The following is a 26,271-nucleotide window of genomic DNA, read 5'->3' on the forward strand; positions in this document are numbered from 1 at the left end:
GCCCGCCCCACACCCGCCGTCTCGTCGCGTCGACCACCAGCGGGGCGGCCGACGAGGACGAGTCCTCGTCGGCCGCCCCGCTCAGAGCCTGCCCTCACCGCACGGGTGGTCACACCCCGGAGGAGACCGCCGCCTTGTCGGCGGCGTCAGCTTTTCCCTCTTCGGCCGCCAGCGCCTTGTTGCGGCGCACGGAGGACCAGAAGGACCAGCCGATCAGGACGACACCGATGAGACCGGTGACGATCTCGTTGATCTCGTACTGGATGGTGATCAGCAGGATCGCCGCCAGGGCGCCGATCGCGTAGTGCGCGCCGTGCTCCAGGTACACGTAGTCGTCGAGGGTGCCCTGGCGGACCAGGTACACGGTCAGCGACCGGACGTACATCGCGCCGATGCCGAGGCCCAGCGCCATCAGGACGATGTCGTTGGTGATGGCGAAGGCGCCGATGACTCCGTCGAAGGAGAAGGACGCGTCCAGGACCTCCAGGTAGAGGAACATGAAGAACGCGGCCTTGCCCGCGAGGGCGACGGCCGAGCGCTGCTTGCCGCTGCGCGCCGCCGCTTCCTCCTCCTCGTGCTCGCGCTCCTCGTCCTCCTCCAGCTTGTTCTCGAAGTAGCCGGAGAGACCGCCCACGATGAGATAGGTGATGAGGCCCGCGAGTCCGGAGATCAGGACGGTCTGCGCCTTGTCGACATGGGCGCCGCCGTGCTGGTGCGCCTGCGTCGCGAAGGTCATCGAGGTGATCAGCAGGACGATCATCGCGATGCAGGCCGACAGCATGTCGACCTTGCCGAGCTTGGCCAGCGGGCGCTCCAGCCAGCCCAGCCACTTGATGTCCCGGTCCTCGAAGATGAAGTCCAGGAAGATCATCAGCAGGAACATACCGCCGAACGCCGCGATCGACGGGTGGGCGTCGGTCACGTACTGCTGGTACTGGTCCTTGTCGGTGAGCGCCAGGTCGACGGCCTCGATCGGACCCAGCTTGGCGCTGATGGCGACGATGACGACGGGGAAGACCAGCCGCATACCGAAGACGGCGATCAGGATGCCGATGGTGAGGAAGATCTTCTGCCAGAAGGCATTCATCTTCTTCAGGATCCCGGCGTTGACCACCGCGTTGTCGAACGACAGCGAGATCTCCAGGATCGACAGGATCGCGACGAGCCCGAGCGCCGTCCATCCGTCGTAGAGAACCGCTGCTACCAAGCCGAGCGCGGTGACCGCGAACGACCAGCCGAAGGTTTTCAGAACCACTGGCTACCCAATCGTGTGTGTACGGGGTTCCCCCGCGCCGCGCGCGGCTTTACGAAACTTTGAACCCGAAGTCTAGTCGGGTACCCCTCGCACCCCACACGGCCCCGGCTTTTGCGCATATAGCGCTACGAGACGTTCACACCGAAGTCGAGTGCGATGCCTCGCAGACCGGACGCGTACCCCTGCCCCACCGCTCGGAACTTCCACTCGCCGCCGTAGCGGTAGACCTCGCCGAAGATCATCGCGGTCTCGGTGGAGGCGTCCTCGGACAGGTCGTAGCGGGCGAGCTCCTGGCCGTCGGCCTGGTTGACGACCCGGATGAAGGCGTTGCTGACCTGGCCGAAGGCCTGGCCCCGGTTCTCCGCGTCATGGATGGAGACCGGAAAGACGATCTTGTCGACGGTGACCGGCACCCGGGAGAGGTCGATGATCAGCGACTCGTCGTCGCCGTCGCCCTCACCGGTGAGGTTGTCACCGGTGTGCTCGACCGAGCCGTCGGGGCTCTTGAGGTTGTTGTAGAAGACGAACCACTCGTCGCCCAGCACCCGGCCGCCCTGGCACAGCAAAGCGCTGGCGTCGAGGTCGAAAGGGGCTCCGGTGGTGGTTCTGACGTCCCAGCCGAGGCCGACCAACACGTGAGTGAGGTTCGGCGCGGCCTTGGAGAGGGAGACATTGCCTCCCTTGGCGAGTGTGACGCCCATGGTGCTGGTCCTCCCCGATTTTCGAGCTTCAGTTGCTCAACTGTTCAGTTGTGTGCGTACGCGCGTGGACGGCCCGCCCCCGTCGTACGAGCGCGTCCGGCGCCGCCGTCGGTGACGACAGCGGCGCCGGACGTGGTGAGTCGGCAAGTCCAGGGGGTACTCCCCCGCGACTCAGACGTTCACACCGAAGTCCTGGGCGATCCCGCGCAGACCCGAGGCGTAGCCCTGGCCGATGGCGCGGAACTTCCACTCGGCGCCGTGCCGGTACAGCTCGCCGAAGACCATGGCGGTCTCGGTGGAGGCGTCCTCGGAGAGGTCGTAGCGGGCGATCTCCGCCTCGCCGGCCTGGTTCACCACGCGGATGAACGCGTTGCGGACCTGGCCGAAGGACTGCTGGCGGTTCTCGGCGTCGTAGATCGAGACCGGGAAGACGATCTTCTCGATCTCGGCCGGGACGGTCGCGAGGTTGACCTTGATCTGCTCGTCGTCGCCCTCGCCCTCACCGGTGAGGTTGTCACCGGTGTGCTCGACCGAGCCGTCCGGGCTCTTCAGGTTGTTGAAGAAGATGAAGTTGGCGTCGCTGCTGACCTTGCCCGACGCGTCCAGCAGCAGGGCACTGGCGTCCAGGTCGAAGTCGGTGCCGGTCGTGGTGCGGATGTCCCACCCCAGTCCGATGATGACCGCGGTCAGGCCCGGCGCCTCCTTGGTCAGCGATACGTTGCCGCCCTTGCTGAGGCTGACTCCCACGAAGTCCTCCGTTTGGTTTCAGGGGCGGGGAGCCCCTGCGTTGCGTTGGTGTCGGATCAACGTGTCGATCCTAGTGACGGGTTCCCGATCCCCGAAGGTCCTGGAACCGAGGAATCACAGGGTGTCGAGGGCGGCGAGGTACTCGTTCAGGTCCCGCGCGTCCGGCAGGGCGTTGACGACCGACCAGCGGACGATGCCCTCCTTGTCGACGATGAACGTGCCGCGCACCGCGCAGCCCTTGTCCGCGTCGAACACGCCGTACGCCCGGGAGACCTCGCCGTGCGGCCAGAAGTCCGACAGCAGCGGATACTCCAGGTTCTCCTGCTCGGCGAAGACCCGCAGCGTGTGGATCGAGTCGTTCGACACGGCCAGCAGCTGCACGTCGTCGTTGACGAACTTCGGCAGGTTGTCCCGCAGCTCGCACAGTTCGCCGGTGCAGACCCCGGTGAACGCGAACGGGTAGAAGAGCACCACCACGTTCTTCTCGCCGCGGAAGTCCGCGAGCCGCACGGTGGCCCCGTGGTTGTCCTTCAGCTCGAAGTCGGGAGCCTTGTCGCCGACCTGGATCGCCATGATGTTCCTGAGTCCCTTCATGGACCGTTCGGGTGGCCCAGCCTACGCAGGGGAAACGGCGCGCCCCTGGAGGGGTGGCCCCCGTGGGGGCCCTCTCTCCAGGGGCGCGGGTTCACGTCACTACTTCTTCGACTTCGCCGCCTTCGGCGTCACCAGCCGGCTCCCACTCCAGTCCTTGCCGACGCTGACGCTCTTCGACGCGGACAGCCCCGCGGTCGTCGCGGCTTCGGAGATGTCGCTGGGCTCCACATAGCCGTCCCGCCCGGTCTTGGGCGTCAACAGCAGGATCGAGCCACCTTCCTCGATGTACGTGGTGGCGTCCACCAGTACGTCGGTCAGGTCGCCGTCGTCGTCTCGGAACCACAGCACGACGGCATCGGCCACGTCGTCGTAGTCCTCGTCGACGAGCTCACTGCCCACGACTTCTTCGATGGACTCGCGGAGCTCCTGGTCGACGTCGTCGTCGTAGCCGATCTCCTGGACCACCTGCTCGGGCTGGAACCCCAGCCTTGCGGCAGGGTTCGTCCGCTCCTCCGCGTGGTCCGCGGTCGCGCTCACGGGTTGCCTCCTGATCATGTTCGGGTGGGGTCGCCCCCTGGGGAATGAGCCACGCGCGTGCGCGAAGCAATGGCCGTAGTCCACACGGGCGGGACCGATCGCGCAAGTACCCAGCCTTCCAGACCGCCGAAACGGTGACGATCCGGGCCGTGTCACCGCAACTCTCTGCGCCGATTCACCGCCTCACGTGACGCACGCCACACCGTTCTGCCCGTTTTGCGCATTCGGCAACCATCCGGGGGTACGAGCATCGAATACCTTTACTACCTTTGTCGAGCGGACGACCACCCTGGTTACCTCCCGGTAGAGGTGACGTTTACGTCCTTGAGGTACACGATGGTGGCGGTGCAGGCACCTAGAGAACACCCTTGCAGAACCCCTGAAGAGCGGCCCTCTGACAGCTAAGGAACAGCGTGGCTTCCGGATCCGATCGCAATCCGATCATCATTGGCGGCCTTCCGAGTCAGGTCCCTGACTTCGATCCCGAGGAGACCCAGGAGTGGCTCGACTCGCTCGACGCCGCCGTGGACGAGCGCGGCCGTGAGCGCGCGCGCTACCTGATGCTCCGGCTCATCGAGCGGGCCCGTGAGAAGCGCGTGGCCGTGCCCGAGATGCGCAGCACGGACTACGTCAACACCATCCCGACCAAGGCCGAGCCGTTCTTCCCGGGCAACGAGGAGATCGAGCGGAAGATCCTCAACGCGACGCGGTGGAACGCCGCCGTGATGGTGTCGCGCGCCCAGCGGCCCGGCATCGGCGTCGGCGGCCACATCGCGACCTTCGCCTCCTCCGCCTCCCTCTACGACGTGGGCTTCAACCACTTCTTCCGCGGCAAGGACGAGGGCGACGGCGGCGACCAGATCTTCTTCCAGGGCCACGCCTCCCCCGGCATCTACGCCCGCGCGTTCATGCTGGACCGGCTCGACGAGCGGCAGCTGGACGCCTTCCGCCAGGAGAAGTCGAAGGCGCCGTACGGGCTGTCCAGCTACCCGCACCCGCGCCTGATGCCGGACTTCTGGGAGTTCCCGACGGTGTCCATGGGCCTCGGCCCGCTGGGCGCGATCTTCCAGGCGCGGATGAACCGGTACATGGAGGCGCGCGGCATCGCGGACACCTCCAAGTCCCATGTCTGGGCGTTCCTCGGCGACGGCGAGATGGACGAGCCGGAGTCGCTCGGCCAGCTCACGATCGCCGCCCGCGAGCACCTCGACAACCTGACCTTCGTGGTGAACTGCAACCTCCAGCGCCTCGACGGCCCGGTGCGCGGCAACGGCAAGGTCATCCAGGAGCTGGAGTCGGTCTTCCGGGGCGCCGGCTGGAACGTGATCAAGCTGGTCTGGGACCGCTCGTGGGACCCGCTGCTCGCCCAGGACCGCGACGGTGTGCTGGTCAACCGGATGAACACCACGCCGGACGGCCAGTACCAGACGTACGCCACCGAGACCGGCGCGTACATCCGGGACCACTTCTTCGGTGACGACCACCGGCTGCGCGCGATGGTCGCGAACATGACCGACGACCAGATCCTGCACCTGGGCCGTGGCGGGCACGACCACCGCAAGATCTACGCGGCGTACAAGGCCGCCTACGAGCACAAGGGCCAGCCGACGGTCATCCTGGCCAAGACGGTCAAGGGCTGGACGCTGGGCCCGAACTTCGAGGGCCGCAACGCCACGCACCAGATGAAGAAGCTGACGGTCGCCGACCTCAAGGGCTTCCGCGACCGCCTCCACCTGCCCATCTCCGACAAGGAGCTGGAGTCCGGCGCGCCGCCGTACTACCACCCGGGGCGGGACTCGGAGGAGATCCAGTACATGCACGACCGCCGCAAGGGGCTCGGCGGGTACGTCCCGACGCGTGTCGTGCGGGCGAAGCCTCTGCCGCTGCCCGAGGACAAGACGTACGCGAGTGTGAAGAAGGGCTCCGGTCAGCAGTCGATCGCCACGACCATGGCGTTCGTACGGCTGCTGAAGGACCTCATGCGGGACAAGGAGATCGGCAAGCGGTTCGTGCTGATCGCCCCCGACGAGTACCGCACCTTCGGCATGGACTCGTTCTTCCCGAGCGCGAAGATCTACAACCCGCTCGGCCAGCAGTACGAGGCGGTCGACCGCGATCTGCTGCTCGCGTACAAGGAGTCGCCGACGGGTCAGATGCTGCACGACGGCATCTCCGAGGCGGGCTGCACGGCCTCCCTCATCGCGGCCGGTTCGGCGTACGCGACGCACGGCGAGCCGCTCATCCCGGTCTACGTCTTCTACTCGATGTTCGGTTTCCAGCGCACCGGCGACCAGTTCTGGCAGATGGCCGACCAGCTGGCACGCGGCTTCGTCCTGGGCGCGACCGCCGGACGGACGACGCTGACCGGCGAGGGTCTGCAGCACGCCGACGGGCACTCGCAGCTGCTCGCCTCGACGAACCCGGGCTGTGTCGCGTACGACCCGGCGTTCGGGTACGAGATCGCGCACATCGTGAAGGACGGCCTGCGCCGGATGTACGGCGAGAGTGCCGACGGCAAGCCGGGCGAGGACGTCTTCTACTACCTCACCGTCTACAACGAGCCGATCCAGCACCCGGCCGAGCCGGCGGACGTGGACGTCGACGGCATCCTCAAGGGCATCCACCGCTACAGGGCGGGAGAGGCGGGCTCGATCCCCGCGCAGATCATCGCCTCCGGCGTGGCCGTGCCGTGGGCGGTCGAGGCGCAGCGGATCCTCGCCGCCGACTGGAACGTGAAGGCGGACGTCTGGTCGGCGACCTCCTGGAACGAGCTGCGCCGCGAGGCCGTCGAGGTGGAGCGGCACAACCTGCTGCACCCCGAGGAGGAGCAGCGCGTGCCGTACGTGACGAAGAAGCTGAGCGGCGCCGAGGGGCCGTTCGTGGCCGTCTCCGACTGGATGCGGTCGGTGCCGGACCAGATCTCGCGGTGGGTGCCGGGCACGTACCAGTCGCTGGGCGCGGACGGCTTCGGCTTCGCGGACACCCGGGGCGCGGCCCGGCGCTTCTTCCACATCGACGCGCAGTCGATCGTGGTGGCCGTCCTGACGGAGCTGGCCCGTGAGGGCAAGGTCGACCGCTCGCTGCTGAAGCAGGCCATCGACCGCTACCAGCTGCTCGACGTGGCGGCGGCGGACCCGGGCGCCGCCGGAGGCGACGCATAGCATCCGTTTCGTGGTCAAGGGGTGGTGAACCGGTGGGTTCACCACCCCTTCACGTTTTCTACTATGCGCCCATGAAGCAGCGAGCGGTCTCGGCACAGGTCCGGTGGGAGCAGCACACTCAGCGGCCGCTGTTCGTTCTGGCGGCCCTGTTCGCGGTGGCGTACGCCGTGCCGATCGTCCGGCCCGAGGCGAGCGGGGAGGTGCGGCGGTGGTGCGACGTCGCCGAGTGGGTGGTGTGGGGCGCGTTCGCGCTCGACTACGTCGTCCGGCTCGCGCTCACCGAACGGCGCCGGGAGTTCGTGCGGACGCGGTGGCTGGACCTGGTGGCCGTGCTGCTGCCGATGATCCAGCCGCTGCGGCTGCTGCGGGTGGTGGCGACGCTGCTGCTGGTCGGGCAGCGGGCGCGGATGGCCTCGCAGATAAGGCTCACGACGTACGTCGGCGGGGCGGTGGTCGGACTGCTGATGTTCGGTTCGCTGGCGGTGCTGTCCGTGGAACGGAAAGCTCCGGGCGGCAACATCCGCACGCTGGAGGACGCGGTGTGGTGGTCGTTCACGACGATGACGACGGTGGGGTACGGGGACCACGCGCCGACGACCGGGCTGGGGCGGGTGATCGCCGTCGGGCTGATGCTGTCCGGGATCGCGCTGCTGGGTGTGGTGACGGCGAACATCGCGGCGTGGTTCATAGCGCGGTTCGAGAAGGACGACGCCGAGGAGCGGCGGCAGACGGCCGCGATAGCGGACCTGGCCGAGGAGGTGCGGCTGTTGCGGGCGGAGGTCCTGGCGTTGCGGGCCTCCGGGTCGGCGGTGCCTGAGCAGCGCCGCTGAGCGTGGGGTGGGGCGGGATGGGGTGCGTCGGTGGGTGCGGGTCCGGTGGGGCTTCTCGCGCAGTTCCCCGCGCCCCGGAGAAGCAGGGGCTGCGCCCACTGCTTCTCCGGCCGAACGGCCCCGCTTGCCAGGCTCGCGGCGCCGCGACTTCAGGCTCGCGGCGCCTCGCCTTCAGGCCCGCGGAGCCCGGGCTTTCAGGGGTGCGGGGAACTGCGCGACCGGCCCTCGCGTACCCGCGCCATCAGAACAGGCCGGTTCCCGGCCCGGTCGCGCCGGCCAGCCAGATGAGGGCCAGGACCGTGTCGATGGCGCCGAGCACGACCGCGACGACCGCGGGGACGGGGCGGGTGCCGGACCAGGTGCGGTTCATCGCCAGCCAGCCGCAGAGGATCGCCACCGGGCCGAGGATGATGCCCAGGACGAAGAATCCCGCGACCGCGCAGATGACGCCGATGATCCCGAGGGTCGCGCGATCCGGCCCGGACCGTGACCACGTCCGGCCACGTGCTCGGGGGTGCCTGCGCGTACCTTGTCCGAAGCCCGCCATCGTCAACAACTCCCTGAACCTCGCGGTCAGTTCGCGTACAGAACGACGGGTACCCCCGCGGAGTGGTTGAAACCAGGGAGTGTTGGCGGAGCCGGCCGCGCGCGCTGCCCCCCTCCGGCAGCGCGCCGCGGACCCCCGGGGTCGTTCCGCCGGCAACGGCCATGCCGTGCGGAGGACTTGACCCACTGTGACCCGCGGCGCGTACCGGGTGGAAGCGAGCTTGAGCGTTGTCACCCTGATAGGCGAACGCGGGCGAAAACCCGCGCGTGAAGCGGCGGTGGAGCGGTCAGATGTGCGCCGCTCCGGCGCCCGCCTCCGCGTTCTCGCCGCGCTTGGTCAGGAACGCCACGAGGACGGCGACGGCCGCCACCCCGGCGGCCACGAGGGACGCCAGGCCCATGCCGGACATGAACGTGGCGTGCGCGACCGTGGCGATCTTCGCCGCGACCTCCGGCGGGGTGCCCTCGGCGACCGGCGGGACACCGACCTGGACGGCCTCGGAGGCCTTGCCGAGCTGGGCCTCGGTGAGCGGCGGGAGACCGGCGTCCGTCCAGTTGCCCGGGAGGTCGCCGTCGACCTTGGAGGCCATCACGGCACCGAGGACGGCGGTGCCGAGGCTGCCGCCGATCTGCATCGCGGCCTGCTGGAGACCACCGGCGACACCGGACAGCTCCAGGGGCGCGTTGCCGACGATGACCTCGGTGGCGCCGACCATGACCGGGGCGAGGCCGAGGCCGAGGAGCGCGAACCAGAGGGACATCACGGCGCTGTCGGTGTCGGTCTCCAGCGTCGACATGCCGTACATGGCGATGGCGGTGAGGGCCATGCCGCCGGCCAGCGGGATGCGCGGTCCGGCCTTGGTGATCAGCGCGCCCGCGAGCGGCGAACCGACGATCATCATGCCGGTGAGCGGGAGGAGGTGCAGACCCGCGTCGACGGGGCTCATCCCGTGCACGTTCTGGAGGTAGAACGTCACGAAGAACAGGCCGCCCATGAAGGCGATGGCCATCAGGACCATCAGGACGACACCCGCGGACAGGGGTACGGAACGGAAGAGGCCCAGCGGGATCAGCGGTTCCCTCACCTTCGTCTCCCAGAAGGCGAAGAGACCGAATCCGGCGACGGACGCAGCGACGAAGGTCCAGGTCAGACCGTCGCCCCAGCCCCACTCCGGGGCCTTGATGAGCGCCCAGACCAGGCAGAACATGGCCCCGGACAGCAGGGCTATGCCCAGGATGTCGAAGGAGCGCGGGGCGTTCTCGGCGCGGTGGTCCAGCAGGATCCAGGCACCGAGGACCAGGGCGAGGACGCCGACGGGGACGTTGATCCAGAACACCGACTGCCAGCTGACGTTCTCCACCAGGAAGCCGCCGAGGATCGGGCCGCCCGCGGTGGAGGCGCCGATGACCATGCCCCAGATGCCGATCGCCATGTTCAGCTTCTCGGCGGGGAAGGTGGCGCGGAGCAGGCCGAGCGCGGCCGGCATCAGCAGCGCGCCGAACAGACCCTGGAAGACGCGGAAGGTCACCACGAAGGCGACCGAGTCCGACAGGCCGATGGCGCCGGAGGCGGCGGCGAAGCCGACCACACCGATGAGGAAGGTCTGGCGGTGGCCGAAGCGGTCGCCCAGCTTGCCCGCGGTGATGAGGGTGACCGCCAGCGCGAGGAAGTACGCGTTGGTGATCCACTGGACCTCGGCGAAACTCGCCTTGAGGTCGTCCGCGATGACCGGGTTGGCGATCGCCACGATGGTGCCGTCGAGGGCGACCATCATGACGCCGACGGCCACGGTGAGGAGGGTGAACCAGGGATGGCCGCGCAGGCCCCGGCCCTGGTTCGTCGTCGGGTCCGACGGGACGCCTGGCGCCTTGTCCCCCGGTCCCGTCTTGTCGACAGTGGTCTGACTAGTCATACGCGCGAGACTAATGACAGCGACTGACAGTTGACAAACCAGTTCACAAGTCGGTAACTGTCACGTCACTCGCCGCAGGGGCGGGTGGAGACGAGGGTTCATGGAGACGGCTGCCACGGCGGCGACGGACCGGGAGCGGCCGGGGCTGCGCGAGCGCAAGAAGCAGCGCACCCGCGACGCGCTGCTGCGGGCGGCCCTGGAGCTGTTCACGACCCGGGGGTACGAGACGACGACGGTCGACGAGATCGCCGAGGCCGTCGACGTCTCCCAGCGCACCTTCTTCCGCTACTTCGCGGGCAAGGAGGAGGCGGCCCTCGCGGTCATGGACCTCACTCAGGCACATTTCCTGGCGGCCGTGCGCGCCCGCCCGGCGCACGAGGCGCCGCTGGAGGCGCTGCGCAACGCCGTGCTGGAGGGCTGGGACGCCATCGGTGAGGCCATCGACCGGGTCGTTCCCGTCGACCTCTATCTGCGCGTCTACGGCATGGTCGAGTCGACGCCGGCGCTGCTGGCCGCCCATCTGCGCCGCTCGGACGAGGTCGCGCGGGAACTGGAGGGGATCGTCGCCGAGCGCGAGGGGCTCGACGTGCGCACCGACCCCCGGCCGCGCGTGGCGGTGGCCCTCTTCGGCGGGGTGATGCGGGTGACCGAGCGCATGTGGGCCCAGGGCGGCGACCTCAGCAAGGACGCGATGCGCGCGCTGACCGCCGCACATCTGGACGCCGTACGGCCGACGTTGGCCGAGAAGTGGCGTTCTGACTGAAAAGCGTAAGGAACGGCATCATCGCGACCTTCCGTGCGCGGCACACGGAAGGTGCGTGATCGAAACGTGATCCCTCTCACTTGGTTAACGCGAGACCCTTCCGTTCTCTTAGTGTGTCCTTTCAGTGACTTCCTTCGACTCCTCCCCGCAACTGAACGTCTGGCGCGCACTGCTGGCGCTGGCCGTGGTTTTCGTGATGCTGGCGACCACCGGCTGGACCGCGATCCGCAGCCACCGCGAGGAGTCGCCGCTGCAGGCGTCGCTCTCCGCGTGGCAGCGCGGACACCTCGACGGCCGTGAACTGCCGGACGCCGACGCGGCCCCGCACCGCCTGACCGCCTTCTTCGCCTCGCTCACCGCGCACCAGCGCGGCAGGCTCGCCCACCGCTATCCGCTCGCCGTGGGCAACATGGCCGGCGCCCCCGTGGAGCTGCGGTACCGGGCCAACCGCCTCGCGCTCAAGCAGCAGAGCGCGCGCGAACGCGAACGCATGCACGACCAGCGGCTCTCCGAGACCGGCCGGTACGAGGCCGGCCGCCGGATGCACCGCTTCGACATGCTCGCCGTGCAGAAGCGGCACATCCTCGCCTTCGACCCCCAGGGCGACGGCCGGGTCGCCGAGGTCTTCGGCAGTCTCGACAAGGCCGAACGCGTCTCGGTCGTCGTCCCCGGCGTCGACACCAACATCATCAACTTCCAGCGCACCAACCGCCGGTTCTCCGCTCCCGTCGGCATGGCCGAGTCGCTCTACGACGCCGAACGCTCGGCCGACCCCGCCACGCGCACCGCCGTGATCGCCTGGGCCGACTACACCGCCCCCACCGGCCTCGGCCTCGACTCGGCCACCGCGCTCCGCGCCGAACAGGGCTCGGTCCGGCTGAACGCGCTGGTGCGCAGCCTGCCCAGCGGCTCCACCGTCGCGCTGGTGTGCCACAGCTACGGCTCCGTCGTGTGCGGGGTCGCCGCGTCCTCGCTGCCGTCCCGGGTCACCGACATCGCGGTCGCCGGCAGCCCCGGCATGCGCGCCGAGACAGTCGGTCAGCTGCGGACGGGGGCCCGGGTGTGGGCCATGCGGGACGCCGACGACTGGATCCAGGACGTGCCCTATCTGGAGGTCGGCGGGCTCGGCCACGGCGCCGACCCGGTCTCCTCGGAGTTCGGGGCGCGCATCCTGTCGGCCGCCGACGCCCAGGGGCACAGCGGCTATTTCGAGCCGGGCACGGAGAGTTTGTCCAACTTCGCCGAAATCGGCATCGGCGCCTACGCGTCGGTGCGCTGCGCGCGGAAGGACGACGCCTGTCTGGCGGGTCTGTCCGACAGCGCTGCGGCCTGACGCGCGTAGAGAGGGGTAGAAGTGCGCTTCGCCACGGTCGGGACTTCCCCGCGTCGCCCGCATACGATGAGCCGCATGGGTGACGTACTGGCCGGATTTCATGCCGCCTGGGAGTTCGAGTCCGACTCCGTGCTCATCCGCTTCGAACGGGGGATTCGCACGCCGAAGCTCTTCCAGGCGCTCGGTGAGCGGCGCGTCCCCTTGGAGGCGATCGCGGGGGTGACACTGACGCCCGGGAAGCGGGGCACCGTCGTCCTGCGTGCCGTGCCGCGACCGGGCGCCGATCCGCTGATGGAGGTGGCGGCCGACCAGCTCAAGGAGGGCTCCGACCCGTACCGGCTGGTGCTGCCGGCCGAGCGGGAGACGCTCGCGGAGTACTACGCCGACGAGCTGCGGGCCCGGTTGACCAAGTCGGGGCCGGCCGACCGGTTCCTGGTGGCGGCGCCCGAAGTGCCCCTGCAGTTCAAGGCGTACGACGGGAAGGCGTCGTTCGACGGGCGGTCGGTGTCGTTCCGGTGGTCCTGGACGGGTGCGTCCTCGGCGAAGTGGAAGGCCGGGGACCAGAGTTTTCCGGTGAGCGCGCTCAGCGGGGTCGAGTGGCGGTCGCCGGAGGCGTTCGAGGGGTATCTGCGGCTGCTGCGCCGCGATGCCGCGGGCGAGCGGGAGGCTCAGCCGGATCACGATCCGGCCGCCGTCGTGTTCGGGCTGGGATACGGGCCGGTGCACGAGTCGTTGCCGTTCGCCGCGGCGGTGCTGGCCTCGGTGCGGTCCCGCTCCGCGGGGGGCACGCAGTCGGTCGAGGCCGGGCCCCGGCGGGATCCGGCCGACATCGCCGACCGGATCCGGCATCTGGGGGAGTTGCACGAGGCGGGGCTGGTCACCGATGAGGAGTTCAGCGTGAAGAAGGCGGAGCTGCTGGCCGAGTTGTAGCCCGCGCTCCCCCGCCCCGGCGGAGTTCGGCGCTACTCCCTGCCCGCGGAGGTGAACCGCATGTCCGCGTAGCGGTCGCCCGCCACCTGGGCCGCGATCGGTTCCAGCAGGGACAGGTCGTCCTCGCCGAGGACGATCCGCGTGGCCGCCGTGTTCTCCTCCACCCGGCCCGGCTTGCGGGTGCCCGGGATGGGGACCACGGGAAGGCCGTGCAGGGGTGCCTGTCGCTGGACCCAGGCCAGGGCGATCTGGCCCGGGGTGGCGCCGTGGGCCTCCGCGACCTTGCGGACCGGGTCCAGCAGGGTCGCGTTGGCGGTGGCGTTGTCGCCGGTGAAGCGGGGCTGCTGACGGCGGAAGTCGTCCGCGGTGAGGTCCTCGGCCTTGGCGAAGGAACCGGTGAGGAAACCGCGGCCGAGGGGCGAGTAGGCGACGAGGGTGACGCCGAGTTCGCGGGCCGCGGGGACGACGCTCGCCTCGATGTCGCGGCTGAACAGCGACCACTCGGACTGCAGGGCGGCGATGGGGTGCACGGCGTGGGCCGCGCGCAGTTCGGCGGCCGTGACCTCGCTGAGGCCCAACCGCCTGACCTTGCCCTCGCGGACCAGGTCGGCCATGACGCCGACGCTCTCCTCGATGGGCACCTCCACGTCACGGCGGTGCATGTAGTAGAGGTCGATCACGTCGACGTCGAGGCGGCGCAGACTGCCCTCGACGGACTCCCGTATGTGCGCCTCGTCGTTGCGGATGATCCGCCTCGTCGGGTCGTCGGGGTCGATCGCCAGACCGAACTTGGTGGCGATGACGACCTCGTCGCGGTGCGCCTTGAAGAAGGGGGAGAGGAACCTCTCGTTCTCCCCGGCGCCGTACGCGTGCGCCGTGTCGTAGAGCGTGACGCCCAGCTCCAGGGCGCGATCCAGCGTGGCCCTGGACTCCGCGGCGTCCGAGGGGCCGTACGCGAAGCTCATGCCCATGCAGCCGAGGCCCTGTACGCCGACCTCGGGGCCGTCGGCGCCCAGTCGTGCCTTCGCGATCCTGCCGTCCGTCATGAGGCCCTCTCCGACGCCAGGGCCTGCCCGGCGTCAGCGTAGAAGTTGATCTTTCGGTCGAGCACGTTCAGGGTGTCCTGCAGCTCCGCGATCCGGGACAGGACGTCGTCCCTGGTCGACTTGAGCAGGTCGAAGCGCTCGGTGTAGGTGTGGTCGCCCTCGCGCACCAGCTCCGCGTAACGGACCATGTCGGCGACCGGCATGCCGGTCAGCCGGAGCTTGCCGACGAGGTCGAGCCAGTCGAGGTCACGGTTGCGGTAGCGGCGCTGGCCGGTGTGGGAGCGGTCGATGTGCGGCATCAGCCCGATGCGCTCGTACCAGCGCAGCGTGTGCGCCGTCAGACCGGTGAGGTCCACGACCTCGCTGATCGTGTACCTGTCCTGCCCGTCCGGCCGCCGGGGCTTCAGTGGCGGACCGGCGCAACTGTCGGTACCGGCGGTACTCGTGGCACTCGGCGTACTCGTGGTCTCCATCACCGTCATGCCCCCCACGCTAAAACCTTGGAGTGCGCTCGAAGCAAGCGAATCCGGTGAGAAAACACGAGGACGTGACGTGATCCCACTGGTTAGCGTGCGGGCATGAGTCTCGTACGACGCGCCACGGCCGAGGACGCCCGGGAACTGCTCCGGCTGCGGCAGGTGATGATCGACTCCATGCGGGGCGCGGACCGCTCCACCGACTGGCACGCCGAGTCCCTGCCCACCGTACGCCGCCGACTCGCCGACCCGGACGGGGACTTCGCGGCCTTCGTGGTCGACCGTCCGGAGCGGCCGGGCACGCTCGCCGCACTGGTGGCGGGGACGATCGACTACCGGATCGGGCGGGCCGGGAACCCGCACGGCGCGGTGGGCCACGTCTTCAGCGTCGCCACCGACCCCGGCGCCCGCCGCCGGGGGTACGCCCGCGCCTGCATGGACGCGCTCCTGGACTGGTTCCGTGAACGGGGCGCCGGCCACGTCCACCTCACCGCGTCCCCCGAGGCGGAACCGCTGTACGCGTCGATGGGCTTCCGGCGCAGATCCGACCCCTTGATGCAGCTGGACCTGTGAGCCGCCTAGGCTCGTGGTCATGTCTCTGCAGAGCCTCGCCTTGATCGAGAACTGGCCGGTTCCCACGGCCGCCGCGGCCGTCGTCCGGGCGGACGGAACCGTCCTCGGGACCCACGGTCCCCTCGGGCACCGCTTCCCGCTGGCCTCGGTCACCAAGCCGCTCGCCGCGTACGCCGCGCTGGTCGCGTACGAGGAGGGGGCGATCGAGCTGGACGAGGCGGCCGGCCCGGCGGGGTCGACCGTGCGGCATCTGCTGGCGCACACCTCGGGGCTGGCCTTCGACGAGCACCGGGTGACGGCGGTGCCCGGGGAGCGGCGGCTGTACTCCAACGCCGGGTTCGAGGCGCTCGGGGACCATGTGGCCAAGGCGGCGGACATCCCGTTCGCGGAGTACGCGCGCCAGGCGGTGCTCGAACCGCTGGGGATGACGTCCACCTCCCTCGACGGCTCCCCTGCCAAGGACGGCGTCTCGACCGTCGCGGACCTGGTCCGGTTCGCCGCCGAGGTGCAGGCGCCCCGGCTGCTGGACCCGCGGACGGTCGCGGAGGCGATGACCGTGCAGTACCCGGGCACGAAGGGCGTGCTGCCGGGCTACGGACACCAGAACCCCAACGACTGGGGGCTCGGCTTCGAGATCCGGGACTCCAAGACGCCGCACTGGACGGGGACTTCGTCGTCGCCGGGGACGTTCGGGCACTTCGGGCAGTCGGGGACGTTCCTGTGGATCGACCCCGTGGCGGGGGTGGCGTGTGTCGCGTTGACGGACCGGGCGTTCGGGCCGTGGGCGGTCGAGGCGTGGACTCCGTTCACGGACGCTGTGCTCGCCGAAGTCGGGAAGAGTGTCTGATTGGTGAAGGAAGCGACAACTCTTCGACGGAAGGCCCCGGCGCCCGGTCCGGTCGGCCACAGGCGGCGATCCGTCCGCTAGCCTCCCCCGTGCACATCGGCCGCACAGCATTCGGGGGAGAACAATGGGCGAGGTTCGCGCGGGCGGGCAGTTCAGGCCGCTGGAGGCCGGTGACCCGACGACCGTGGCGACCTACCGGCTCGCGGCACGGCTCGGGTCGGGCGGCATGGGCACGGTGTACCTGTCGTACACGCCGGGCGGCCACCCCATCGCGCTGAAGACGATCCGGCCCGAGCTGAGCGAGGACCCCGAGTTCCGGCGCCGGTTCAAGCAGGAGGTGCAGGCCGCCCAGCGCGTGCAGGGCCTCTACACCGCCCCCGTCCTCGACCACGACACCGAGGGCTCGCAGCCCTGGCTGGCCACCGCCTACGTCCCCGGCCCGTCCTTGCACGCGGCCGTCGCCGAGCACGGCGCGCTGCCGCTGAACTCGGTCCTGCTGCTGCTCGCCGGGGTCGCGGAGGCGCTGTCGGTCATCCACGGCGCGGGCATCGTGCACCGCGACCTGAAGCCCTCCAACGTGCTGCTCGCCGCCGACGGGCCCCGGGTCATCGACTTCGGCATCGCGCGCGCCGCCGACGCCACCGCCCTGACCGGTACCGGTGTCTCCATCGGAACCCCGGCGTTCATGTCGCCCGAGCAGGCGGCCGGGAAGCCGGTCACGCCCGCGTCGGACATCTTCGCGCTCGGCCAGGTCGCGGCGTTCGCGGCACGCGGGTCCGGCGCGTACGGCGACGGCCCCTCGCACGCCGTGCTGTACCGGATCGTCCACGAGGAGCCGGACCTGAGCGGGCTCGCCGACGAACTCCGGTTCATCGAGCGCTGCCTGGCCAAGGACCCGGCGGACCGTCCCTCCCCCGCCGAGGTCGTCGCCCTCTGCCAGGAGGCGTCGCCCACCCCGCTGGTCCAGTCGGGCTCCTGGCTGCCGGAGGCGATCGGCGCCGACATCACCCGGCGGGTCTCGGCGTCGGCGGACCTGCTGGCCGCACGCGACAAGGCCGCGCAGACCGCGGCCGCTTCGGCGACACATGCCCCGCCGGCCACCGCGCCGGTGACCCACCTCAGCGCGCCGTCCGTGGACCACGGCGCGCCGACGATGCACGCGGGGCCGACCCCGCACTCCGGGCCGGCGACCCCGCCCCCGCCGGGTCCGCCCTCGGCGCCGTACCACCCGCAGTCGGGGCCGCACACCGTGCCGACGGGGCACCAGGCGCCGTACCCGCAGCCCGGCGGCTGGCAGCAGCCGTACCCCCAGGGCCATCCGCAGGGCCATCCCCGTCCGCTGCCCCTCCCGCCGCCGCGCAGCAAGGTCGGCAAGTGGATCGGCATCGGGGTGGCTGCGGTGGTCGGCCTGGGAGTGCTCGGGAGCTGCGCCTCGCTCGTGAAGGACCTCACGGATTCGTCGAGCAGCTCCTCCGGCGGGACGTCGGCCGGCGGCAGTTCCTCCGGCTCCTCCGGCTCCTCGGAGTCCAAGCCGAAGGCCGACCCGAAGCCGGTCACGTTCAAGGGCGTCAACATCCCCGGCAACTACTACGTGCGCTTCGCGGACTCCCCGCCCAAGCCCCTGGACAGCGAGATGGGCGTGTCGTACGAGGACGACGGGGACTTCTACTACTACTCGGACAGCCTGTTCGGGGAGAAGAAGCTGGGCAGCAGCAGCGAGAAGCTCGTCCTGCTGAACAACTCCCAGAAGGGCTCCCTCGCAACCTGCCGGAACGAGACCCGGTACACGGCCTCCGTCAAGCTCGGCCAGGTCACCAAGGGCTCCCAGATGTGCGTACGCACCAACTCCGGGCACATGGGGCTGGTCACCTTCCAGGGCGCGGCGGCGAGCGGCGACCCCAGCGACTACGTCTCCGTGGACATCACGGTGTGGCGCAACGCGGAGGAGCCGATCACCGAGAACTGACGGGACGTCAGTCGGAGAGCTCCCACACCAGCACCTCCGCCGTCTCCGACACTCCGACCAGCTCCAGCCCCTTCTCCCCCGCCACCCGCACCGAGTCCCCGGGCTCCAGCCCCAGCGGCCCGAGCCGTACGGCCCCCCGCACGACGTGCACGTACGCCCGCGCCGCGTCCGGCACCTCGGCCCGCTCCCCCGCCGCGCCGAGCCGCCGTACGTGCAGCATGGCGCCCGCCTCAGGGACGGCGTACGGGGTGGAGTCGGCGATGCCGCGGACGATCTCGTACGCGGGGTCGCCGCCCGGGTCCAGGGGGGCCAGCCACATCTGTACGAAGGTGAGGGGCGCGGAGCCGTCGTTGCGCTCGACGTGCCGCACCCCGTCGGCCGCGCTGAGCCGCTGGACGTCACCGGGGCGGACGACCGTCTCGTGCCCGGCGGTGTCGCGATGGGTCAGCTCGCCCTCGACGACCCAGGTGACGATCTCGGTGTGACTGTGCGGATGCTCGTCGAACCCGGCACCGGGGTCGAGCCGCTCCTCGTTGCAGGCGATCACGGCGCCGAACCGGAGGTTGTCGGGGTCGTAGTGCGCGCCGAAGGAGAAGGCGTGCAACGAGGCGATCCCGGCCTCCGGATCCCCCCCGGGGTAGCGCGCCCCGGCACGCCGCAACTCCATCACCCCTCCACGGTATCCCTCCGGTCGGTTCCGTCGGTGTCGGGCGGCGTAGGGGGCTCGCTCGGTGGTGGTCGGGTAGGGGGCTCGCTCGGTGGTCGTCGATGGGGGCTCGCTCGGTGTGGGGCGGGGCCGGGGCCGCCCCCTCGGTGGTCGGCGATGGGGGCTCGCTCGGTGTGGGGCGGGGCCGGTAGGGCCGCCCTCTCGGTGGCGGGCGGCCGATGTGGGGCTGGGCGGCAGACGCGGGCCGGCGACTCGGCACACCGCCCTGGCGGGACACCCGCGCCGCCGGGCATACCCGGCTCCGGCCGCCACCCTCCAGCCCGTCCGGCGCTTGAGGACGAGGCCGCAGGCCGACAGCGGGGGTCCGGGGGCGGCAGCCCCTGGCGCAGCGCCCCGGGGGGACTCGCACCCCGGCCCACACCCTCCGCCCCCCAGCCCGTCCGGCGCTTGAGGACGAGGCCGCAGGCCGACAGCGGGGGTCCGGGGGCGGCAGCCCCTGGCACACCCACCCCCGGGCAGACTCGCACCCCCGGCCCACACCCTCCGGCACAAGCGAGCGCAGCGATAAGGCAGTCTTGTCCCGTGCCCGAACCCGAAACCAGCAGGCCCGCATCCACCCCGCCCGTCCACGCGCACGTCGCGACCCTGAGGCGGCTGGAGAAGTCGTCCGGAAGCCTCGCCGCGCAGGCCATCGCGCGGATGGACGAAACGCTGCCCTGGTACCGGGCGATGCCGCCCGAGAACCGGTCGTGGATCGGGCTGGTCGCCCAGGCCGGTATCGCCGCGTTCACGGAGTGGTTCCGGCATCCGGACGCCCCGCAGGCCATCTCGACGGACGTGTTCGGGACGGCGCCGCGTGAACTGACCCGGGCGATCACGCTCCGCCAGACCGTGGAGATGGTGCGCACGACCATCGAGGTCATGGAGTCCGCCATCGACGAGGTGGCCGCGCCCGGCGACGAGAGCGTGCTCCGCGAGGCACTGCTCGTCTACGCGCGGGAGATCGCGTTCGCGACCGCGCAGGTGTACGCGCAGGCCGCCGAGGCACGCGGCGCCTGGGACGCCCGCCTGGAGTCACTGGTCGTGAACGCGGTGCTCAGCGGTGAGGCCGACGAGGGCGCGGTGAGCCGGGCCGCCGCGCTCGGCTGGAACTCCCCCGACCATGTCTGCGTGGTCCTCGGCACCGCCCCGGACGGCGACAGCGAGCTGACCGTGGAGGCCATCCGGCGCGCGGCCCGGCACGCGAAGCTGCAGGTGCTGACCGGTGTGCTGGGCGACCGGCTGGTGGTGATCGCCGGCGGCGACAACAACCCGTTGCAGGTCGCGAAGTCGCTGATCGGGCCGTACGCGGCGGGGCCGGTGGTGGCCGGGCCGATCGTTCCCGACCTGCTGGCCGCGACCCGCTCCGCGCAGGCGGCGGCCGCAGGACTCAAGGCGTGTACGGCGTGGCAGGACGCGCCCCGCCCCGTTCTGGCGGACGATCTGCTTCCGGAGCGCGCGATCGCGGGGGACCCCAGTGCGCGCGAGCAACTGGTGGAGGAGATCTACAGACCGCTGGAGGAGGCCGGCTCCGCTCTCCTGGAGACGCTCAGTGTCTATCTCGAACAAGCCTCAAGTCTTGAGGGCGCGGCCCGCATGCTGTTCGTCCATCCCAACACCGTGCGCTACCGGCTCCGACGTGTGACTGACGTCACCGGCTGGTCGCCCTCGGATGTACGCTCGGCCTTCACCTTGCGGATCGCGCTGATCCTGGGGCGTCTGGTCGATGGGGAACCCCAGCTCTAGGGTTTTGTCGAGGTGCTACAAAACCCCTACGTGTTCTTCGTCCCTGTCCCCACGGGCGGCCCGAGCCGTCCTCAAGAGAGAGTGTGAGAGTGCTCGTACTCGTCGCTCCCGGCCAGGGCGCCCAGACGCCCGGCTTCCTGACTCCTTGGCTCGACCTCCCCGGTGCCGCCGACCGCCTCGCCACATGGTCGGACGCCATCGGGCTGGACCTCGTCCACTACGGCACCGAGGCCGACGCCGACGCGATCCGCGACACCTCCGTGGCCCAGCCGCTGCTCGTGGCGGCCGGTGGACTGTCCGCCCTCGCCCTCGGGAGATCCATCCTCGGGGAGGTGACCCCCGGTGCCGTCGCCGGACACAGCGTCGGCGAGATCACCGCGGCCGTGTTCGCCGGTGTCCTCGACGAAACGTCCGCGCTGACCCTCGTACGCAAGCGGGGCCTGGCCATGGCCGAGGCCGCCGCGATCACCGAGACCGGTATGTCCGCGCTGCTCGGCGGCGACCCCGAGGTGACGATCCCGCACCTGGAGAAGCTGGGTCTGACCCCGGCGAACGTGAACGGCGCGGGCCAGATCGTGGCCGCCGGCACCCTGGAGCAGCTGGCCGCCCTGGAGGCGGACAAGCCCGAGGGCGTGCGCCGCGTGGTCGCCCTCAAGGTCGCCGGCGCCTTCCACACGCACCACATGGCCCCCGCCGTGGACACCCTCGCCAAGGCCGCCGAGGAGCTGTCGCCCAAGGACCCCACGGTCACCTATGTCTCGAACAAGGACGGGCAGGTCGTCGCCACCGGCGCCGAGGTGCTCTCCCGTCTCGTCGGTCAGGTCGCCAACCCGGTCCGCTGGGACCTGTGCATGGAGACCTTCAAGGAGCTGGGCGTGACCGCGATCATCGAGGTGTGCCCCGGCGGCACGCTGACCGGTCTCGCCAAGCGCGCCCTGCCGGGCGTGGCCACGGTCGCGCTCAAGACACCCGACGACCTCGACGCCGCTCGCGCGCTCATCGCCGAGCACCAGAATTAGGAGCCCTGGACCTATGTCGAAGATCAGGCCGAGCAAGGGCGCCCCGTACGCACGCATCCTCGGCGTGGGCGGCTACCGCCCGGTCCGGGTGGTGCCCAACGACGTGATCCTGGAGAAGATCGACTCGTCCGACGAGTGGATCCGCTCCCGCTCCGGCATCGAGACCCGGCACTGGGCGAACGACGAGGAGACCGTCGCCGCCATGTCGGTCGAGGCGTCCGGCAAGGCCATCGCCGACGCCGGGATCACCGCCGAGCAGATCGGCGCGGTCGTCGTCTCGACCGTCTCCCACTTCAGCCAGACCCCGGCCGTCGCCACCGAGATCGCCGACAAGCTCGGCACGGACAAGGCCGCCGCCTTCGACATCTCGGCCGGCTGCGCGGGCTTCGGCTACGGCCTCACCCTCGCCAAGGGCATGGTCGTCGAGGGCTCCGCGGAGTACGTCCTCGTCATCGGGGTCGAGCGGCTGTCCGACCTCACCGACCTGGAGGACCGGGCCACGGCCTTCCTCTTCGGTGACGGTGCCGGCGCGGTCGTCGTCGGCCCCTCCCAGGAGCCGCACATCGGCCCGACGGTCTGGGGCTCCGAGGGCGACAAGTCCCAGACGATCAAGCAGACGATCCCGTGGAACGAGTACCGGGTCGGCGACCTGGAGAAGCTCCCGCTCGACAGCGAGGGCAACGTCAAGTTCCCCGCGATCACGCAGGAGGGCCAGGCGGTGTTCCGCTGGGCCGTGTTCGAGATGGCGAAGGTCGCGCAGCAGGCGCTGGACGCGGCCGGGATCACCTCGGACGACCTGGACGTCTTCATTCCCCACCAGGCCAACGAGCGGATCATCGACTCGATGGTGAAGACACTCAAGCTGCCGGAGCACGTCACGGTCGCGCGTGACGTGCGCACCACCGGCAACACCTCGGCCGCCTCGATCCCGCTCGCGATGGAGCGGCTCCTGGCGACCGGTGAGGCGAAGAGCGGCGACACCGCGCTCGTCATCGGCTTCGGGGCGGGTCTCGTGTACGCAGCGACGGTCGTTACCCTCCCCTAGGCACCGCTGCCGGATCTTCGGGTCCGGCGCGGGAAAAACGCACAACCTGCCGCTGACGCGGCGGGCCGCCCACCCTCTGGAAAACAACGAAGGAGCGCCCGACATGGCCGCCACCCAGGAAGAGATCGTCGCCGGTCTCGCCGACATCGTGAACGAGATCGCCGGCATCCCGGTCGAGGACGTCCAGCTGGACAAGTCCTTCACCGACGACCTGGACGTCGACTCCCTGTCCATGGTCGAGGTCGTCGTCGCCGCCGAAGAGCGCTTCGACGTCAAGATCCCGGACGACGACGTCAAGAACCTCAAGACGGTCGGCGACGCGACCGACTACATCCTCAAGCACCAGGCCTGATCCGCGGATCGGGTCGGGCCGGTCCCTGACCGGCCCGTTTGCCCCGCCACCCGGCGGTGGCGCCGCTGAATCCTCGTAACCGTTGGAGAAAATTCCCGTGAACTCGACCAATCGCACCGTGGTCGTCACCGGTATCGGCGCAACCACACCGCTGGGTGGCGACGCGACTTCCACCTGGGAGGGTCTGGTCGCCGGCAAGTCCGGCGTCGGTCCCCTGGAGCAGGAGTGGGCCGCCGACCAGGCGGTCCGCATCGCCGCACAGATCGCCGTGGAACCGACCGAGGTCATCCCCCGGCCGCAGGCCCGCCGTCTGGACCGCTCGGCGCAGTTCGCGCTGATCGCGGCCAAGGAGGCGTGGGCCGACGCCGGTTACACGGAGACCTCGGCCGACGACGGCACCGTCGACGCGGACCGTGTCGGCGCGGTCATCGCCTCCGGTATCGGCGGAGTGACGACGCTGCTCGACCAGTACGACGTGCTGAAGGAGAAGGGCGTACGCCGCGTCTCCCCGCACACCGTGCCCATGCTGATGCCCAACGGCCCGTCCGCCAACGTCGGTCTGTACGTCGGCGCGCGTGCCGGTGTGCACACCCCGGTCTCCGCCTGCGCGTCGGGCGCCGAGGCCATCGGCTACGCCATCGAGATGATCCGCACCGGCCGCGCCGACGTCGTGGTCGCCGGTGGCACCGAGGCGGCCATCCACCCGCTGCCGATCGCCGCGTTCGGCAACATGATGGCGATGTCCAAGAACAACGAGGACCCGCAGGGCGCCTCCCGTCCGTACGACACCGGCCGTGACGGCTTCGTCCTCGGCGAGGGTGCCGGTGTCGTCGTCCTGGAGTCGGCCGAGCACGCGGCGGCGCGGGGTGCCCGGGTCTACGCCGAGGCCGTGGGCCAGGGCATCTCCGCCGACGGCCACGACATCGTGCAGCCGGAGCCGGAGGGGCGGGGCATCGCCCAGGCCCTGAAGCACCTGCTGGAGAACACCGACCTGGACCCGGCGGAGATCGTGCACGTCAACGCGCACGGCACGTCGACGCCGGCCGGTGACATCGCCGAGCTGAAGGCGCTGCGCAAGGTGTTCGGTGACGACACCGACCACTTCGCGGTGTCGGCGACGAAGTCCATGACCGGGCATCTGCTCGGGGGCGCCGGCGGTGTGGAGACGGTGGCGACGGTGCTCGCGCTGTACCACCGGGTGGCTCCGCCGACGATCAACGTGAACGACCTGGACCCCGAGGCCGAGGCCAACGCGGACATCGTCCGTGGGGAGGCTCGGAAGCTGCCGGTCGAGGGCCGTATCGCCGCGCTCAACGACTCGTTCGGGTTCGGTGGGCACAACGTGGTGCTGGCGTTCCGGACGATCTGATTCGTTCCCCACGCGCGTGTGGCCCGGGTCCCTTTCAGGGATTCGGGCCACATCTGTGGGTGCGTCGAAAGATCGAGAACGGGGGGTCAGACCACCTGGTGCAGCCACCGCACCGGGGCGCCCTCTCCCGCGTACCGGAAGGGCTCCAGTTCGTCGTCCCAGGGCTTGCCGAGGAGCTTGGCGATCTCGGCCTCCAGGTCGGTCTCGCCGCGCTGGGAGCGGGTCAGGGCGGCCCGCAGGCGGTCCTCGGGGATGAGGATGTCGCCGTGGATACCGGTGACGGCGTGGAAGATGCCGAGGTCGGGGGTGCAGCTGTAGCGCTCGCCCTCGGCGGTGGCGCAGGGCTCGGCGGTGACCTCGAAGCGCAGGAGGTGCCAGCCGCGCAGCGCGGAGGCGAGGGTGGAGGCGGTGCCGGCCCGGCCCTGCCAGGAGAACTCGGAGCGCCAGGTGCCCGGCGCGGCCGGCTGCCGGATCCAGTCGAGGTTCACGCGGGTCCCGAGAACGCCCGCGACGGCCCACTCGACGTGCGGGCACAGCGCGCGCGGCGCGGAGTGCACGTACAGGACTCCACGTGTCGTCACCGGGGCCTCCACAGAGCAGGACGGTTCGCTTTTCGACGGATCGACGGTGGCAGGGCGGCCACGTGGCGAGGCTACCGTGCGGCGGGGCAAGGAGTGTGACGTACCGTCGGAGCAGGCGTCAGGATGAACGCGGGTTTCACCCGAGGGGACGCCTGTACGGAGGGAACAGTTGCACCTTCCGTCGCGTCGAAGCCCCGGCTCCGCCTTTCCGGGAACTCCCGCGCGTTGTCATGGGTGGGAGCTTGCACGTGTAGGACCGACCGAGGGGACCAGGGGATGCGGAAGCGACGCCACCGTTCGAGGGCGGTGTTCGGCGCGGCCTTGGCGGCGGTCCTGCTGGCCGTGGCGGGATGCGACGCCACCGGTGGCGACTCTCCCGGCCCCGAGGGGACGGGGTCGCGGGCGAAGCCCTCCCCCACCCCCACCCCCGCCTGGGACAGCAGCCCCGAGTCGCTGGCCGCCGTCGGCGACTCCATCACCCGCGGCTTCGACGCGTGCCAGGTGCTCTCCGACTGCCCCGAGGTGTCCTGGGCGACCGGCACCGACGCCTCGGTCGACAGTCTCGCCTTACGGCTGCTGGGCGCGTCGGGGGCGACGCGGCGGAGCTGGAACTACGCGGTGACCGGGGCGCGGATGGCCGATCTGCCGAGCCAGGTGGCGCGGGCGGTCTCCCGTGAGCCGGAGCTGGTCACGGTGATGATCGGCGCGAACGACGCGTGCCGGGCGACCGCCGCCGCCATGACCCCGGTCGCCGACTTCCGCGCCGACTTCGAGGACGCGATGGCCACCCTGCGGGACAGCCTGCCGAGGACGCAGGTGTTCGTGGCGAGTGTGCCGGACCTGAAGCGGCTGTGGTCCGAGGGCCGTTCGAACCCGGTCGGCAAGCAGGTCTGGAAGCTGGGCATCTGCCCGTCCATGCTGGCCGACCCCGACCTCCTCACCACGGCGGCGGGCGAGCGGCGCGATGCCGTCCAGAGCCGGGTGGAGGCGTACAACGACGTGCTGCGCGAGGTGTGCGAGAAGGACCGCCACTGCCGCTACGACGGGGGCGCCGTCTTCGACTACCGCTTCGGGCAGGCCCAGCTCAGCCAGTGGGACTGGTTCCACCCGAGCGTGGACGGGCAGGCGCGACTGGCCGAGATCGCGTACCGGATCATCCGCGGGAAGGGCGCGTGACCTGCGGTTCTGCCGTGGCCTAGGGTTGACGGCAGGCCCGTGCACCGCTGGACTCTGGA

The 26,271-nt window shown here is 70.5% G+C and carries 24 protein-coding genes and 1 pseudogene; 14 read left to right on the top strand and 11 right to left on the bottom strand.

Annotated elements, in window-relative coordinates:
* Positions 1-109: 109 nt before the first annotated feature.
* From H4687_RS14590 to H4687_RS14610, 5 genes are all read right to left on the bottom strand, one after another.
* Positions 110-1,255: a DUF475 domain-containing protein gene (locus tag H4687_RS14590; RefSeq protein WP_046912573.1), complete on the bottom strand. Its 1,146-nt coding sequence runs from the start codon at positions 1,253-1,255 to the stop codon at positions 110-112.
* A 125-nt stretch (positions 1,256-1,380) separates the two neighbouring features.
* Complete coding sequence (locus tag H4687_RS14595) at positions 1,381-1,956, bottom strand: TerD family protein (RefSeq protein ID WP_005478759.1); 576 nt, start codon at positions 1,954-1,956, stop codon at positions 1,381-1,383.
* Positions 1,957-2,127: 171 nt separating this feature from the next.
* Entirely contained in the window at positions 2,128-2,703 is a 576-nt protein-coding gene (locus H4687_RS14600) for a calcium homeostasis/redox stress adaptation protein (RefSeq protein WP_005478762.1), read from the bottom strand.
* 114 nt (positions 2,704-2,817) lie between these two features.
* A complete protein-coding gene (locus H4687_RS14605; RefSeq protein ID WP_046912576.1) occupies positions 2,818-3,276 on the bottom strand; it encodes a peroxiredoxin in 459 nt (152 codons plus the stop codon).
* A gap of 120 nt (positions 3,277-3,396) precedes the next feature.
* On the bottom strand, positions 3,397-3,834 hold the full coding sequence (locus H4687_RS14610) for a DUF3052 domain-containing protein (protein WP_020115348.1): 438 nt from the start codon (positions 3,832-3,834) through the stop codon (positions 3,397-3,399).
* A gap of 413 nt (positions 3,835-4,247) precedes the next feature.
* Between H4687_RS14610 and aceE the strand changes: the two genes are divergently transcribed.
* Both aceE and H4687_RS14620 read left to right on the top strand, forming a co-directional pair.
* Positions 4,248-6,995, top strand: a complete 2,748-nt coding sequence (aceE, locus tag H4687_RS14615) for a pyruvate dehydrogenase (acetyl-transferring), homodimeric type (protein WP_046912574.1) — start codon at positions 4,248-4,250, stop codon at positions 6,993-6,995.
* A gap of 71 nt (positions 6,996-7,066) precedes the next feature.
* Positions 7,067-7,825, top strand: a complete 759-nt coding sequence (locus H4687_RS14620) for a potassium channel family protein (protein ID WP_046912575.1) — start codon at positions 7,067-7,069, stop codon at positions 7,823-7,825.
* A gap of 241 nt (positions 7,826-8,066) precedes the next feature.
* Here the strand turns inward: H4687_RS14620 and H4687_RS14625 are convergent, their stop codons facing one another.
* Together H4687_RS14625 and H4687_RS14630 are read right to left on the bottom strand one after the other, a co-directional pair.
* Complete coding sequence (locus tag H4687_RS14625; RefSeq protein WP_046919410.1) at positions 8,067-8,372, bottom strand: hypothetical protein; 306 nt, start codon at positions 8,370-8,372, stop codon at positions 8,067-8,069.
* A 273-nt stretch (positions 8,373-8,645) separates the two neighbouring features.
* Positions 8,646-10,284, bottom strand: a pseudogene (locus tag H4687_RS14630) (MFS transporter); the annotation flags it as partial.
* A gap of 100 nt (positions 10,285-10,384) precedes the next feature.
* Between H4687_RS14630 and H4687_RS14635 the strand changes: the two are divergent.
* From H4687_RS14635 to H4687_RS14645, 3 genes are all read left to right on the top strand, one after another.
* Positions 10,385-11,047, top strand: a complete 663-nt coding sequence (locus H4687_RS14635) for a TetR/AcrR family transcriptional regulator (RefSeq protein ID WP_046919412.1) — start codon at positions 10,385-10,387, stop codon at positions 11,045-11,047.
* A 124-nt stretch (positions 11,048-11,171) separates the two neighbouring features.
* Positions 11,172-12,380: an alpha/beta hydrolase gene (locus tag H4687_RS14640; protein ID WP_046919413.1), complete on the top strand. Its 1,209-nt coding sequence runs from the start codon at positions 11,172-11,174 to the stop codon at positions 12,378-12,380.
* Positions 12,381-12,455: 75 nt separating this feature from the next.
* Entirely contained in the window at positions 12,456-13,310 is an 855-nt protein-coding gene (locus H4687_RS14645; RefSeq protein WP_046919414.1) for a DUF4429 domain-containing protein, read from the top strand.
* Between the two features lie 32 nt (positions 13,311-13,342).
* On the opposite strand, the gene H4687_RS14650 is transcribed toward H4687_RS14645, so the two are convergent.
* Positions 13,343-14,356, bottom strand: coding sequence for an aldo/keto reductase (locus tag H4687_RS14650; protein WP_046919415.1), 1,014 nt, complete (start codon positions 14,354-14,356; stop codon positions 13,343-13,345).
* A complete protein-coding gene (locus H4687_RS14655; RefSeq protein ID WP_046919416.1) occupies positions 14,353-14,838 on the bottom strand; it encodes a MerR family transcriptional regulator in 486 nt (161 codons plus the stop codon). The genes H4687_RS14650 and H4687_RS14655 overlap by 4 nt, the downstream gene beginning before the upstream one ends.
* A 96-nt stretch (positions 14,839-14,934) precedes the next feature.
* Between H4687_RS14655 and H4687_RS14660 the strand changes: the two genes are divergently transcribed.
* The 3 genes from H4687_RS14660 (at position 14,935) to H4687_RS14670 (ending at position 18,218) form a co-directional block, all read left to right on the top strand.
* Complete coding sequence (locus H4687_RS14660) at positions 14,935-15,405, top strand: GNAT family N-acetyltransferase (protein ID WP_046919417.1); 471 nt, start codon at positions 14,935-14,937, stop codon at positions 15,403-15,405.
* Positions 15,406-15,424: 19 nt separating this feature from the next.
* The gene (locus tag H4687_RS14665; protein WP_046919420.1) at positions 15,425-16,252 is read left to right on the top strand and encodes a serine hydrolase domain-containing protein; all 828 of its coding nucleotides are present in this window, start codon (positions 15,425-15,427) and stop codon (positions 16,250-16,252) included.
* Positions 16,253-16,376: 124 nt separating this feature from the next.
* On the top strand, positions 16,377-18,218 hold the full coding sequence (locus tag H4687_RS14670; RefSeq protein ID WP_046919418.1) for a serine/threonine-protein kinase: 1,842 nt from the start codon (positions 16,377-16,379) through the stop codon (positions 18,216-18,218).
* 7 nt (positions 18,219-18,225) lie between these two features.
* Here H4687_RS14670 and H4687_RS14675 read toward each other — a convergent pair whose 3' ends face one another.
* Complete coding sequence (locus H4687_RS14675; RefSeq protein WP_097250286.1) at positions 18,226-18,885, bottom strand: pirin family protein; 660 nt, start codon at positions 18,883-18,885, stop codon at positions 18,226-18,228.
* Positions 18,886-19,467: 582 nt separating this feature from the next.
* Here H4687_RS14675 and fasR point away from each other — a divergent pair.
* The 5 genes from fasR (at position 19,468) to fabF (ending at position 24,455) form a co-directional block, all read left to right on the top strand.
* A complete protein-coding gene (gene fasR / locus H4687_RS14680) occupies positions 19,468-20,670 on the top strand; it encodes a fatty acid biosynthesis transcriptional regulator FasR (protein ID WP_005478789.1) in 1,203 nt (400 codons plus the stop codon).
* Between the two features lie 89 nt (positions 20,671-20,759).
* The gene (locus tag H4687_RS14685) at positions 20,760-21,689 is read left to right on the top strand and encodes an ACP S-malonyltransferase (RefSeq protein ID WP_046919076.1); all 930 of its coding nucleotides are present in this window, start codon (positions 20,760-20,762) and stop codon (positions 21,687-21,689) included.
* A 13-nt stretch (positions 21,690-21,702) separates the two neighbouring features.
* Positions 21,703-22,734, top strand: a complete 1,032-nt coding sequence (locus H4687_RS14690; RefSeq protein ID WP_005478791.1) for a ketoacyl-ACP synthase III — start codon at positions 21,703-21,705, stop codon at positions 22,732-22,734.
* A 103-nt stretch (positions 22,735-22,837) separates the two neighbouring features.
* Positions 22,838-23,086, top strand: coding sequence for an acyl carrier protein (locus H4687_RS14695; protein WP_007381745.1), 249 nt, complete (start codon positions 22,838-22,840; stop codon positions 23,084-23,086).
* A 97-nt stretch (positions 23,087-23,183) separates the two neighbouring features.
* Positions 23,184-24,455: a beta-ketoacyl-ACP synthase II gene (fabF, locus tag H4687_RS14700; RefSeq protein WP_046919077.1), complete on the top strand. Its 1,272-nt coding sequence runs from the start codon at positions 23,184-23,186 to the stop codon at positions 24,453-24,455.
* Between the two features lie 86 nt (positions 24,456-24,541).
* Here fabF and H4687_RS14705 read toward each other — a convergent pair whose 3' ends face one another.
* On the bottom strand, positions 24,542-25,036 hold the full coding sequence (locus H4687_RS14705; RefSeq protein WP_046919078.1) for a DUF3145 domain-containing protein: 495 nt from the start codon (positions 25,034-25,036) through the stop codon (positions 24,542-24,544).
* A 276-nt stretch (positions 25,037-25,312) separates the two neighbouring features.
* On the opposite strand from H4687_RS14705, the gene H4687_RS14710 reads away from it, so the two are divergent.
* A complete protein-coding gene (locus H4687_RS14710) occupies positions 25,313-26,212 on the top strand; it encodes an SGNH/GDSL hydrolase family protein (RefSeq protein WP_179860130.1) in 900 nt (299 codons plus the stop codon).
* Positions 26,213-26,271 lie beyond the last annotated feature (59 nt).

It is taken from the genome of Streptomyces stelliscabiei, from assembly GCF_014873495.1.
Taxonomy (GTDB): domain Bacteria; phylum Actinomycetota; class Actinomycetes; order Streptomycetales; family Streptomycetaceae; genus Streptomyces; species Streptomyces bottropensis.

What these genes read in the sequence shown, in the direction of transcription:
- H4687_RS14595 (WP_005478759.1), bottom strand. Translation starts at nt 1,956, where the DNA reads ATGGGCGTCACACTCGCCAAGGGAGGCAATGTCTCCCTCTCCAAGGCC.
- H4687_RS14605 (WP_046912576.1), bottom strand. Translation starts at nt 3,276, where the DNA reads ATGGCGATCCAGGTCGGCGACAAGGCTCCCGACTTCGAGCTGAAGGAC.
- H4687_RS14620 (WP_046912575.1), top strand. Translation starts at nt 7,067, where the DNA reads ATGAAGCAGCGAGCGGTCTCGGCACAGGTCCGGTGGGAGCAGCACACT.
- H4687_RS14625 (WP_046919410.1), bottom strand. Translation starts at nt 8,372, where the DNA reads ATGGCGGGCTTCGGACAAGGTACGCGCAGGCACCCCCGAGCACGTGGC.
- H4687_RS14635 (WP_046919412.1), top strand. Translation starts at nt 10,385, where the DNA reads ATGGAGACGGCTGCCACGGCGGCGACGGACCGGGAGCGGCCGGGGCTG.
- H4687_RS14645 (WP_046919414.1), top strand. Translation starts at nt 12,456, where the DNA reads ATGGGTGACGTACTGGCCGGATTTCATGCCGCCTGGGAGTTCGAGTCC.
- H4687_RS14650 (WP_046919415.1), bottom strand. Translation starts at nt 14,356, where the DNA reads ATGACGGACGGCAGGATCGCGAAGGCACGACTGGGCGCCGACGGCCCC.
- H4687_RS14655 (WP_046919416.1), bottom strand. Translation starts at nt 14,838, where the DNA reads ATGACGGTGATGGAGACCACGAGTACGCCGAGTGCCACGAGTACCGCC.
- H4687_RS14660 (WP_046919417.1), top strand. Translation starts at nt 14,935, where the DNA reads ATGAGTCTCGTACGACGCGCCACGGCCGAGGACGCCCGGGAACTGCTC.
- H4687_RS14665 (WP_046919420.1), top strand. Translation starts at nt 15,425, where the DNA reads ATGTCTCTGCAGAGCCTCGCCTTGATCGAGAACTGGCCGGTTCCCACG.
- H4687_RS14670 (WP_046919418.1), top strand. Translation starts at nt 16,377, where the DNA reads ATGGGCGAGGTTCGCGCGGGCGGGCAGTTCAGGCCGCTGGAGGCCGGT.
- H4687_RS14675 (WP_097250286.1), bottom strand. Translation starts at nt 18,885, where the DNA reads ATGGAGTTGCGGCGTGCCGGGGCGCGCTACCCCGGGGGGGATCCGGAG.
- H4687_RS14690 (WP_005478791.1), top strand. Translation starts at nt 21,703, where the DNA reads ATGTCGAAGATCAGGCCGAGCAAGGGCGCCCCGTACGCACGCATCCTC.
- H4687_RS14695 (WP_007381745.1), top strand. Translation starts at nt 22,838, where the DNA reads ATGGCCGCCACCCAGGAAGAGATCGTCGCCGGTCTCGCCGACATCGTG.
- H4687_RS14710 (WP_179860130.1), top strand. Translation starts at nt 25,313, where the DNA reads ATGCGGAAGCGACGCCACCGTTCGAGGGCGGTGTTCGGCGCGGCCTTG.